The 12,972-nt window shown below is 67.6% G+C and carries 3 protein-coding genes; 1 reads left to right on the top strand and 2 read right to left on the bottom strand.

The window, feature by feature from the left end:
- The coding region (locus tag ACTHLF_RS21035; protein ID WP_440330153.1) for an autotransporter-associated beta strand repeat-containing protein at positions 1-9,995 on the bottom strand (9,995 nt) is incomplete at its 3' end.
- 295 nt (positions 9,996-10,290) lie between these two features.
- Complete coding sequence (locus ACTHLF_RS21040; protein WP_440330155.1) at positions 10,291-10,779, bottom strand: DUF302 domain-containing protein; 489 nt, start codon at positions 10,777-10,779, stop codon at positions 10,291-10,293.
- A 173-nt stretch (positions 10,780-10,952) separates the two neighbouring features.
- Between ACTHLF_RS21040 and ACTHLF_RS21045 the strand changes: the two genes are divergently transcribed.
- Positions 10,953-12,830, top strand: a complete 1,878-nt coding sequence (locus ACTHLF_RS21045) for a hypothetical protein (RefSeq protein ID WP_440330156.1) — start codon at positions 10,953-10,955, stop codon at positions 12,828-12,830.
- The last annotated feature ends 142 nt before the right edge of the window (positions 12,831-12,972 follow it).

Genomic DNA, 12,972 nt, shown 5'->3' on the forward strand with positions numbered 1-12,972 from the left:
GCCTCATACACCGGCACGCCCGGCTGGTAGAGCGGAGCCGTACCGCCACCATTGCCCGGGTCGCCACCACCGACGGGGTCACCGCCGCCGACCGGGTCGGTCGTGGGGTCGGCGAGCACCGAGCGAAGGTACCAGTCGCCATCCACGGCGTTGGGGCTGTCCTTGTAGAGGCGGTACGCATACGCGCCCGCCACCACGGCCTGGTCGCCCTGGAACACGTAATCGCCCTTGAGCGCGAACGTCCCGTTCGATGCACCCTTCACATCGATCAGCTTGATGCCCTGCGCGGTCGGCGCGCCGGTACCACCGACGTTGGTGACGGCCACCTGCGTGTTGCCGGAGGTGTCGCCGCCAACGACCAGCATATCGGTCGAGGAGCCGTCGCCACCCAGCGCGCTGTTGAACTGCAGCGTGCCACCCTGCCCCACGTAGTCGCCCTGCACCGTCAGCGTCGTGCCCGGCGCCGCACCGAAGTGCACGGTACCGGCGTTTGCCAGCGAAGCGACCTGCTGCGCGTTGCCGCCAAGATCGAGCGTAGCGCCCGTCTGCACCGTGTAATCCGAGGACGCATTGAACACATCGGCCGCAGTGGCCCCGAGCGTGCCGCCGGCGACCGTGGTCGCACCGTCATACGTCGCCGCGCCGCCTAGCATCAGCGTGCCTGCGCCTTCCTTCGTGAGGCTGCCGGTGCCGCCGATGGCCCCACCCAGCGTAAGCGTCGTGCCGGCGTCCGTGGCGATCGTCGCAGCGCCGCCCAGGCCCACGCTGCGTGCACTGGCGAAGGTGCCCGTGCTGTGCAGCGTGGCATCGTCGATCGACACGTTGCCGAGCGCGTTACCCAGGTTGGCATCCCGCGACACCTGCAAGGTACCCGCGTGCACCGTGGTACCACCGACATAGGTGTTATCGCCGTTGAGCACCAGCGTGCCGAGGTCATCCTTTACCAGCATGCCCGCGCCGTTGACGGCCGCGTCGATGGTCGCTGTCATGCCGGTACCCGCCGCACTGCCATCGCCGACGCGAATCGCCGCGGCACCGCCGGTGAGGGTCAGGGCGTCGCCGGTGATGCGGTAGCCATCGGCCGAGAACTGCATGCCGGAGGCGCTGACGAAGCCATTGGCGTTGTCCACCGCCACCGTGCCGCCCGTGCCACCGAAGACCGCGAAAGCACCTTCGCTGTACGGTGCATTGATCGCGCCGGCCGCCTCGGTCCAGTTGTCGTTGTCGGCGAGGCGCCAGGTGCCGTTCCCGCCCGTGATCGCGCCGTCGTTCGCGTGGCCCGGGCCGTCCCAGAAGCTCAGGGTCAGGCCGTTCGTGTTGACCAGGTTCACCTGGTGGTCGATCGACGTCTGCACGAAGTTGTCCGCCGCCGGCATCGTGCCGAGCGCCAGGCCGTTGTCGGTAAGCGCGCCGTCATAGCTGAAGAGGCGATAGACGCCCGCGCCATAGGCACCACCCGCCGTGGTCGACACATTGAGCGTGCCATCCAGGGTCAGGTTGCCATGCACCACGGTGAGATCGTTGAGCGGGCCACCCGGCGTGCCGGCCTGGCCAAGCTGGTAGGCCAGCGTGGCATTGGCGCTAAGCGAGAGGTTGCCGTTGATCGTCAGCGTGCCTGCTTCGCCCACGATCGCGCCGGGGCTGAGCGTTGCGCCATCGGCGACGTTCACGTCACCACCGATCGTGCCGCCACCGCCGAGGGTCGCGCCGCTGAGCACCGACGTCGCACCGGTGGCGAGGCTGGCATCGCCGTTCACGAGCAGCGTGCCGCCCTGCACCATGGTGGCGCCCGAGTAGCGGTTGGCGCCCGTCAACACCGTCGTACCGGTGCCGCGCTGGATGACCGCACCCGTACCGGAGATCAGTCCGTCGAAGCTCACGTCGTCCGAGCGATCGAAGGCCAGCGTTCCATCGTTGGCCACGTCGCCCAGGATCGAGCCCGTGGTGCCACCTTCGCCGATCTGGAGCGTGCCGCCGGTAATGGCGGTACCGCCCAGGTAGCTGTTCTCACCGGCCAGCACCAGGGTACCGAGATCCGTCTTCGTGAGGCCGTTCGTACCGGTGAGTTCCGAGGCGATCGTCGCCGTCATCGACGCGCCATCGGTCGTGCCGTCGCCGACACGGATCACCGGCGAGCCGTCCACCAGCGCGATGCTGTCGCCTTCGATGCGATAGCCGTCGGTGGCGAACTGCATGCCCGAGGTGTTGATGGCGCCCAGGCTGGCGTCCACGGTGACCGTGCCCGCGGTAGCAGCAAAGATGGCGAAGCTATGGTCGACGAACGAGGCATTGACGCTGCCATCCACCAGCGTCCAATTGTCGTTACCGCTCACGTTCTGCCAGAGGCCGTCGCCACCGGTGACAACGCCATCGCCGCGGCCACCGTTGCCGTCCCACATGTTCACCGGCAGCCCGTTGGTGTTCACCAGGTTGACCTGGTGATCAATCGAGGTCTGCAGGAAGTAGTTCGGCGACGGTACCGAGCCGACCGACATGCCGTTATCGCTGAGGCTGCCGTTGTAGCCGATGATCCGGTAGATGCCCGGATCGAAGTTGCCGCCGGAAGACACCGCGACGTTGAGCACGCCGTCGAGGGTAAGGTCCCCATCCACCTTGACCAGATCGTTGAGCGGGCCGCCGACGACGTTGGCCTGGCCGAGGTCGACATGCAGGTTCGACGTGTCATTCAAACCAAGATTGCCGCGGATCGATAGCGTGCCGGGCGCATTGCCGACGTCACCCGCGTTCAGCGTACCGCCGTCCGCGATGGTGACGTTCCCGCCGATGGTGCCCTTGCCACCCAGCGTGGCACCGGCATCTACCGTGGTGTTGCCGGTCGCTGCCGACTGGTTGCCGTTGACGATGAGCGTGCCACCGCGCACTGCCGTGGAACCCGCATAGCTGTTGTTGCCGGCGAGGATCGTCGTGCCCGCGCCCTGCTGTTCCAGTGCGCCAGTGCCGGAGATCGCGCCGGCCAGCGTCAGCGTGTTGCTGCGGTTGAAAACGAGCGTGCCGTTGTTGACGATGTTCCCGACGACCGAACCCGAGGTGCCGCCATCGCCCAGCTGGAGCACGCCGGAGCCCACCAGCGTGCCGCCGGTGTACGTGCTGTCGGCGGTAAGGATGAGCGCGCTGTTGCCGGCCTTGGCCAGGCCACCTGCGCCGCCGATGGCGCCCGCGAGCGTGAGGTCGGCCAGCGTGCTGAACGTGCCGCCACCTGCGCCGAGGGTTACGCCGCGCGACATGGTGAAGGTCGCGGTGTTCTCGAGCGCACCGCCGTTGAGCGAGAGCGCGCCCGCGGCGTTGCCCAGGTTCGCGTCGGACGCGACCGAGACGGTGCCCCCCAGGATCGCCGTGCCGCCCGCGTACGTGTTCGCGCCCTCGAGCGTCAGTGTGCCGGCACCGGTCTTGGTCACCGCGCCGGCGCCACCCACCGTGCCGCTCAGGTCGAGATCCGCCTGGGCATCGAAGGTGGCGCCACCCTGGTTGACCGTGACCGCACGACCCGTGGTCATGGCGGCGGTGGTCCGCAAGGTCGCGCCGTCGATAGACAATGCCCCACCGGCCGCGCCGAGGTTCGCATCGGCGGAAACCTGAAGCGTTCCTGCGTTGACGGCCGTGCCACCGGTATAGGTGTTGTTGCCGGCCAGCACGAGGGTGCCGAGGTCTTCCTTCTGCAGGCCACCGGTCCCGCCGAGCACCGCATCGATGGTGGCGGTCATCGCCGCGCCCGCGACGGTGCCGTCGCCGACGCGGAAAATGGAAGGACCGCCCGCGAGCGTCACGCTATCACCCGTGATGCGATAGCCGCTGGAGGCAAACTGCATGCCCGCGCTGGTGACATTGCCCAGCCCATCGTCGACGGTGACGACGCCGGGCGTGCCCATGAAGATCGAGAACACGCCATTCGTGTAAGGCGCGTTGTACGAACCGGTCTGGTCGGTCCAGTTGTCGTTGCCGCTGCCGTTCTGCCATACACCGGTGCCGCCATCGACCGTATGGTTGGCATGGCCTGCCGGGCCATCCCAGAAGTTCAGCGTCAGGCCCGAGCCGTTGAGCAGGTTGACCTGATGCGCGACCGAGGTCTGCACCTGGAAAGAGCCGCCCGGCGTCGTGCCCAGCGCCAGACCCTGGTCGTTGAGCGTGCCGTCGTAGCTGATGATCCGGTACAGACCCGGGCCGAAACTGCCACCCGGCGTGGCCGAGACGTTTAGCGTGCCATCGAGGTTGAGGTTGCCGTGCACGACGGTGAGATCGTTGAGCGGACCGCCCACGACATCGGCCTGGCCGAACTGGTAATTCAGCGTGCCGCCGGCCGCGACCGACAGGCTGCCATTGACGGTGAGGGTGCCAGCTGCCCCGGTATCGCCCGGGGAAAGGAAGGCGCCGTTGGCGACGACGACATCGCCGCCGATGACGCCCGTGCCGCCGAGCGTACCGCCCGCCTGCGCCGTCGTCGTGCCCGTCGCACCCGCCTGGTCACCATTGATCAGCAGGCTACCGGCTTCGACGGTCGTCGCACCCTTGTATGTGTTCGCCGCGGTGAGCCGGGTCACGCCCGCGCCGCGCTGGGTAACTCCACCGGCGCCGGATACCAGTCCGTTGAAACCGACTGCATCCGAGCGATTGAACGCCAGGGTGCCGTTATCAACGACGTCGCCGACGACCGAACCGCTCGCGCCGCCGTTGCCGAGCTGCAGCGTGCCACCAGTGATCGTCGTTCCGCCCGTGTAGGTGTTGGTGGCGGTAAGCACCGTGGTACCGCTGCCCTTCTGTTGCACGCCGCCGCCGCCGGAAATCGTGCCGTCAAGAACCATGACATCGGAGCGGTTGAACGCCAGCGTGCCGGCGGCGACGATGACGCTCGGGCTCGCGATGGACCCCGTGGTGCCGCCGTTACCGAGTTGCAGGACACCGCCGTTGACGACGGTATTGCCGGTGTACGTGTTGTTTCCGGTCAACAACCAGGTGCCTGCGTCGTTCTTCGCAAGCGTGGTGACGCCACCGGGGCCGTCGATGATCGACCCGCCCATGGTGTTGTTGGCGGCATTGTTGCCGCCCAGGCCCAGCGTGCGGTTCCCGGTGCCCGCATACGCGGCGGAGCCGGTGTTGCTGAAGACGATGGCACCCGTGCCGGACGATTCGATGACGCTGGAGCCCGTGGAAAGCGTGAACAGGCGGTCCGTGGTATCGCCCGCGCCGGTGTAGCGCAAAGTGGCACCGCTGCCGATGACCAGGTTCGTGGCCGCGTTGGTCGAGGCACCGATACTGCTCGCCAGGCCGCCGTTGGTCAGCTTGTCGACACCGAGCACGCCGCCGACGATGGTGGTCACGCCGGTGTAAGTGCTGGCGGGATTACGCAGGATCCAGGTACCCGCGCCGGTCTTGCGCAGCGTGGTCTTGCCTGTCCCATTGTCCGCGAGCTTCGCGGCGAGGCTGTTGTCCGCCGTGCTTGCACCGGTGAGCGTCACGGTCTGGGCGGTATTCGCGGTCAGGTAGGCCACCGATCCCGTGTTCGTGAACTGGATGGCCCCCGCGCCTTCCGCATCAAGCGCACTGTTAACCGATGCGCCCAGCGAGAACAGCCGATCCGTGCTGTCACCCGTACCGACGTACTGCAGCACGCCACCGCTCAGGACCAGGTTGCTCGCGGCATTGCTTGCCGCGCCGATCGAGCTCGCGGCACCCCCGTTAGCGAGCGACTGTACGGTCAGGGTGCCAGCGTTGATGGTCGTCGTCCCGACATACGTGCTGGCCGTGCCAGCAAGGTACTGGACGCTGCCGGTGTTCTTTACCAGGTTGCCGTTACCCGAGATCGCACCCGAGTACATGCCGGTTCCGACGGTCGACGCGCCATTCGTGGTGAGCGTGCCGCCACCCAGCGAGATGTTGCCGCCGGTCGTGCCACCGCCGGTGATGACCGCCACTGCGGTGTTGAACCCGTTCATGTCGAACTGGGCGCCCGCGACATCGTCGAAGCGAAGCAGGCCGCCGCCGAGGCCGTTGGCGATGTTCGCCCGTAGCGTGCCGCCGCGGACATAGGTCCCGTTCGTGTAATCGTTCGCGCCCGAGAGCACCAGCGTACCCGCGCCCAGCTTCTGGAACTGCCCCGCGCCCGTGATCACGCCCGAGACACCGAGGGTGGCCCCCGCATCCGTGACGCTGATGCCACCCGCGCCGGTGATCTGCATGCCACGATCGATCGCAACGCTACCGCCGGTATAGATGAGCGTGCCGTTCTGCAGGACGAGGTTGCCCGGCGCCGGACCCGAAGCACCGACACCGCTGGCCTGGCCGCCGTTGGCCAGGCAATCCGTCGTGATCGACGCGCTCGCCAGCGTGGTGATGCCCGTGTAGCTGTTGCCGCAGCCGTTCATGACCTGGCTGCGTCCCGACACGAGCACGCCACCGGTGCCGCTGATCGCGCCGGAAAATGTCCCGTTGCCATTCACCTTGAGGGTGCCGGCACCGAGGTTTACGTTGCCCGAGCCGTTAAGCCCCCCGACCCAGACATCGAGTCCGGCCAGGTCGAGGGTCCCTCCCGAGTTGACGGTCATCACGCCCGCGCCCGTGCCTGCGGCAGTGCCGCCGAAGGCCAGAGCGGATCCCGCGCGCAGCGTGCCGGCATCCACGGTCGTCCCGGCGGTATACGTGTTGGCGCCCGATAGAACGAGGACACCATCCCCTTCCTTCAGCAAACGGCCGGCCCCGGTGACGGTTCCACTGACGGTCAGCGTCGTCGCCGCGTTATCCACGGCGACCAGGCCGTTGCCTCCGCCCAGCGTGATGCCACGATCGGTCGCCGTCGTACCGCCGGTGTACTCCAGGCCACCACCGCTCTGCAGGACCAGGCTGGAAGAGTCGCTGGTCCCCGCGCCGATCCCGCTCGCCTGCCCTCCATTGGCCAGGCTGCCGGTCGCGACATAGCCGGCATTCACGACCACGGGACCGACGAAATCGTTCGTGGCGTTGGCAAGCGTCAGCGTGCCGGCACCGGCCTTGGTGAAGCCGGCATCATCGGGGCTGGTCACCGTGCCGCCGAAGGTCAGGTTGGTCGTGCCGTCTACCGTGATGGTGCGCGACGGACCGCCATTCACCAGGGTAAATCCGCGGTCCGTGCTGGCCGTCGCGCCCGTGTAGCGCAGCGTGCCGTTCTCGAGGATCAGGTTGGAGGCATCCGCCGATGAAGCACCCAGGGCACTGGCTGCCCCGCCATTGGCCACGCTGCTGAAGTTGAGGCTGCTGCCACTGATCGTCGTCGCACCGGTGTACGTATTGGCGCCGGACAACGCGATCGCACCGGTCCCCGTGCCACCCGCGGCGAACGACGTAGCGCCGCCGTTGTCGACGATCGCCGATGCGATGCTGAAGGTCCCCGCGCTGTTTTGCAGCACGCCCAGGGGGCTGCCACCCGCGCCACCTGTCATCGCGCCACCGTTGATCCGGATGGCCGCGCCACCGACGCCTGGCGCGACGATGATGCTGCCATCGACACCGAGCGTGTTGCCTGCGCCGACGTTGACCGTGGAGTTCGCGGTCGCGGTGTACTTCAGGCCGCCGAGCGCGACATTACCCGTGACCGTGTTGACGTAGGGTGTGTTTGCGCTGCCGCCAGCATCGCTGACGATGTCGCCGTTGAGCCAGGTGCTTGCGTCATCCTTGTTGGCGTAATTGGTGAACGCGCCGATCACGCCGCCCGTGACCTGGGCGTAGTCCGTACCGTTTACCGTCGCCCAGCCGCCGAGCACGCCAGCCGCGTGCGTCGTGCTGATCGGGGCCCCGGTATTGAAGCCGAACTCGATGAGGCCACCGGTGCGGTTGATGCCACCCACGGCGACCGCCAGCGTGCCACCGGCGCCTGCGGTCGCGTTGAGCCGGTTGCTGCCCGCCGTGATATCCAGGGAGCTGAAACCCTGGCTGTTCGCACCGTTACGCCCGTTGATCGCCAGCGCGCCGCCGTTGAGGTTCAACGCCGATGCGGCATTGATGATGTTGCTCGCGGGCGCGCCGGCAGCCGTGAAGTCCAGCGCGAGCGTGCCACCGCCGATCGTGGTGGTGCCGGTGTAGGTATTCGCGCCACTGAGCGTCGCCGTGCTCGCACCCAGCTTGGTCAGCCCGCCCGTACCGGTGATCTTTCCGCCGTACGTGGCCGTGCCGGTGGATGATTTGAGGGTGAGAGTGCCGCTGCCGAGGGCCACCGTGCCGCCCGCGCCTGCCAGCGACGGCGCTGTGATCGCCTGGCTGTTCAGGTCCAGGGTACCGCCATCGACCTGCAGGCCACTCGTTCCAGCGAAGGCCTGCGTCGAGCCAGCGACCAGCGTACCGGTGGTCACGGTCGTCTTGCCCGTGTACGTGTTGGCGCCGGCGAGTACCCAGGTGCCCGAGCCGTTCATCACGACAGTGCCGGCGCCGCTGATGACGCCCGACCACGAGTTGGCACCCGTGTACGTGCCGCCCAGCGAGAGTGTATCGGTGCCGCCAGCGAGGAAGGCTGCGTTCCCCGTGAGGGTGAGGCCACCGGTGGCGCTATCGTTGTTAACGGCGCTGGCGTTGTCGATCGTCCACCCGCGATTGCTGCTCGCGGCGCCGCCTTTGTAACTCAGGGTGCCGCCGATCATCGCCATCACGGCGCCCGTGCCGGACCCGGTGCCGAACGAGCTTGCCGTACCGGTATCGGCCAACACGTTTGCCTCGACGGTGATCGTGTTGATCTGGGATGAACCCGTGTACGTGTTTGCGTTCCCCAGTGTGATCTTGCGTCCGGCGGATCCGGCGTACGCGAACGTGCGGTCCGTGGTGCTGCTGAGCACGCCGGTCAGTTCCATATCGGCGGACACCGCCTGGAAGCCCATGGCGAGCAGGTACGGGTTGACCGCGGCGATGTCGCCGGTGAGTTTCAGCACCCCGGTGCCCGCGTTCCTCAGCGTCGTGCCGCCGCTCGAGGTGCTCTGGAATTCCCAGGCGCGGTTGGATTCGTTACCCGCACCGGTGTACGTCACGGTGCCGCCCAGGCCACCGCCGGCTTGCACGACGATCTTGCCGACCGTTGGGTCCGTGGGCGCGCCAAGCGCGCTCGCAACGCCAAGGTTGGCAATGGAGGTGAACGCGTACCCACCACCACCGCCGAGGAACACGGTGCGGCCGGTGTAGTTGTTCGTGGCGTTGCTCATGTTGACGCCGCTGACAGCAAGGATGCCGGCGGTGCCGGTATAGCGCGCGCCGCCGACCAGGCCGCGCAACGTGATGTCGCCCGTGCCTGTGGTGGTGATGGTGCGCGTCGATGCCAGCGCCGTATCGGTCGCCGTGAGTAGGGTACCCGACGCCATGGCGATGCCGTTGCTCGCCGCACCGAGTGCCGCGTCGCCGGTCACCTGCAACCCGCCGGCCTGCACGTTGATACCCCCGGAGAACGTGTTGGCGCCTCCAAGTGCGAGCCAGCCGCCGCCGGCCTTGGTCAGCCCCGCGGACCCCGCGATAACAGAATTGATCGTGGCCGTGCCGGTGGCCGAACTGATCGTCGGTGTTGCTCCGCCCAGTGTCAGCGTGCCGCCGTCGAGCTCATAACCGCTTACCGAGAACGTGAGCGCCTGCGCGGTGATGCCACCGCTCAGCGTCACGGTACCCGCCGTGCCAGCGAACACCGCATTATCGAGCGCCGCGTTGTTCCACTTCACGAAGGGGCCCGCGACACCGTCGCTCGCACTGTTGAACAGTGCCGTGCTGGTATCCCAGGTACCCGTGCCACCGCTGAGTGCGGAACCACCGTTGACGTCCCAGTAGCGATCGACTGCCATTGCGCCAGGCGCATACAGCGCCGCAGATACCGCGAGCGCGCCAAGGGACAACGTCAGCGCGGTACCGCCGCGCTTCAGCGCCGGGCGTTCGTCGGTGGCGGCGGCAAGGCCGCGTCCCTTGCCATGCTTGCCAGCGAATTCAGACGCAACCACCCACGCGCCCACGGCCGTGGACCACACGATGCGGAATACCCGGTTCATTTGTTTTCCCCTGTCGACGCGTCCGCGGACGCGGTGGCGCAGGCAACGCTCCGCCGCCCGCTCTCGGGCAGCCACGGAACCTTCCTTTCTAATTTGAATCGATTGAAATGCCGGCGAAAGAGAAGACGATCGCGCAGCCCCTGTGAGACGTGTCCGTACGGATACGAATGTGAAGATTCTGTACCCGTCAGGTCGCGATCTTAAGGAACTGCGTAGAATTACCTAGGGAATTCCGGCAGAAGATCGGCTCGTTACGCTGTTTTTGCCAACTGCGTCACGTAATGCGCGGCACTGATCAATTCGTGCTAGCCGTGGCGTTTTTGACCAGATTCGCCATGAAGCCGGTGAGCTTGTCTACCGTTTCGTGGTCAGTTACATGATATTCGTCAGCCATTTGGCGAACATCGTGATAACCCACCTGTGTGTGCCCCTGCGCATCCTCCCACACCGCCAGGCGCAACGGCAGCTCGAGCGCGATCGCCTGCTGGTCCTGCATAAGGTGTGTGCCGACCGCCGGGTTCCCGAAGACGAGCACGGTCGTCGGCCGCAGTTGCAACCCGGCTTCCTTCGCATTCGCCGCATGGTCGAAGGTGGCGAACACCGGCACCTTCAGTTTCTCGAGCGTCGCCCGTACGCGGGCAACCGTGGTCGCGACATCGGTAGGGCTCTGGTTGACGATCATGGACGGTGCCTCGGCACGGTGACCGGTTGATGGGGAGCCCGGCGCCTGGGCCAGGGCCGGGGTGGAAAGAAGCATCAGCAGTACAAATGCAGGCGTACGCATGGACACGTTCCGGCACCCCTTCCTTATGGACTGGCCCACCCTAACATCGGTGGGCGGACGGCGCGTTGCCATGGTGCCCATGGTTTTTTACCCGGTAGTATTAAGGCACGCCACGCCGAAAGCGGTCACTCCGCCTATAATTCCCGTTTGATCTGTTCGGATACCCACGCGCAATGTCGAAAAGCTCCCTGAGAAGCGACCAGGTCCTCGTGACGGTCGGTACCGCCTGCACCCTCTCCGCCGTGGGCTCGACCGAAACCTACCAGGCCCTCGTGGCCCAATCCGAGGAATTCCTGGCGCTGGCCGCGTTCGACGCCGGCCTGGTGGAGCTCGACCCGGAATCGGTGGACGCCTCCGAGGGCATGCGCTGGGCCACCGGCGAACACGCCGGCCAGCCGGTCTCGCTGGCGGAACTCAAGCGCCTGCACGGTGCCGAACTGCGCGCCAACATGGGCATCCGGCACGTGCCGGGCGTGCGCGACCTCGCGCCGCGCGTCGTCACCGATATCGCCGCGCCGCTGCCGCACGACCTCGAGACCGTGGGCCTGCGCCGCCTGGCCGGGCTGCGCTATGAGGACATCCGCGCGTCGGGCCTGAAGGAGATGCATGGCCTGTTCCAGAACGATCCGCTGCTGAGCCCTTCCCTCCAGGCGCAGCTGTTCGCCTATGGCGCGCTGGGCGCGCTGGCTGGCCTGCCGCGTCCGCTCTCCGAGATCGTGCCGAATCCTTTTGGTTTCCGCGTGGCCTCGGCCACCGCCTTCGGCGGCGACGACGCCCTGGGCCAGTGGCTGCGTCCGGATGCGCCGCTCCCTGAAGGTGGCATCCCCAAGGACACTTTCGCGGTGCGCCTGGCCCATTCGCTGGGCTCGCATGGCCCGGCGCTGGTGTCGACGATGCTCTCGCCCTCCTACAGCATCAGCCGCGTCCTGAAAAATCCGGATCTGCGGGAGTCGCTGAAGTCTGACGATGTCGGCTTCATGCGCGTACCGCAGGCGCCCGCCACGGCGGTCGGTGCCTGCGCCTCAAGCCTCATCGCCCTGTCGGACATCGCGCCGCAGCTGCTGTTCGACTACCCCGGCTTCCAGCGCCCGCAGCTCGTGCTGCTCACCGCGGCCGACGCCGCGCTGCAGCCGCGCTACGGCATCCTCGAGGCGTTCGGCGGTGGCGCGCTCATGACCGGCGAAAAGCTGGCCACCAAGAACGCGGCGCACGGCGACGGTTCCGAACGCAGCGTGCACGACTCGCTCGCGCCGTTCGATATCGATGCCGACGGCACGGTGGTCGGCCATGGCGGCTCCGGCCTGCTCGTGACGACGCTGGACTTCGCACTGCGCAACCAGCTCGACATCACCTCGATCATCGTCGGCTGGGGCACCAGCGGCGAGGCCGGCGGCAAGGCGCACTTCGCCGGCGTCGGTTTCGGCGGCGAGAACGCCCTGGTGCAGGCGCTGGACATGGCCTATCAGGCGCACGGCTACACCGTGGACGATTTCCAGTACCTGGCTGCGCACGCAACCGGTACGCGGACGAACTCCAAGACCGACCTGGGCACCGCCCTGGCGGGCCTGCGTGGCGCCGCGGACCGCCAGAAGCGCGAGGGCGAGTTGCCGAAGCTGTTCGTCGGTACGCCCAAGGCGGTCGGCGACGGCCACACCATGGGCGAGACCGGCCTGAAGGCGATGTCGCAGGCGCTGCAGTACGTGCTGGGCCAGAAGGCACCGGGCGTGCCGACCCTGCGCCGCATCGATCCGGATCTCGCGGAAGTCGCCGGGCACTTCCACCTGCAGGCGGAGCCCTCGCCGGGCAACGCCAACGGCGGCGCGATCTGCGCCACCCAGGGCTTCGGCGGTTACAACGGCGCGGTGGCACTGCGCTCGGCGAATCCCGAAACGCTCCAGCGCTACGTTTGCGATCCGCAGGTACTCGCGGATTACCTTGCCGCGTGGCCGGCGATCCGCGCCGAACGCGAGAAGAACGAGCGCGTCGCCCGCCGCAGCCCGAAGCTGGCCCTGGCCATGGCCGAACGGCATCGCTGGACCGGCCTCGAGTAATACGCGACAAGAGGAGCCCTGTGGGAGCGGGGGGGGGCGGCGGGTGTGTGTGGGGGGTGGGCGCCGCCCCGGCGGCCCCCACACACACTCAAACCCCCCGGCGCGGGGGGAGGGGGGGAAGACCGACCCCGCATAAGGGACG

Origin of the sequence: Luteibacter sp. (assembly GCF_051958795.1) — a bacterium.
In the GTDB taxonomy this organism is placed as follows: domain Bacteria; phylum Pseudomonadota; class Gammaproteobacteria; order Xanthomonadales; family Rhodanobacteraceae; genus Luteibacter.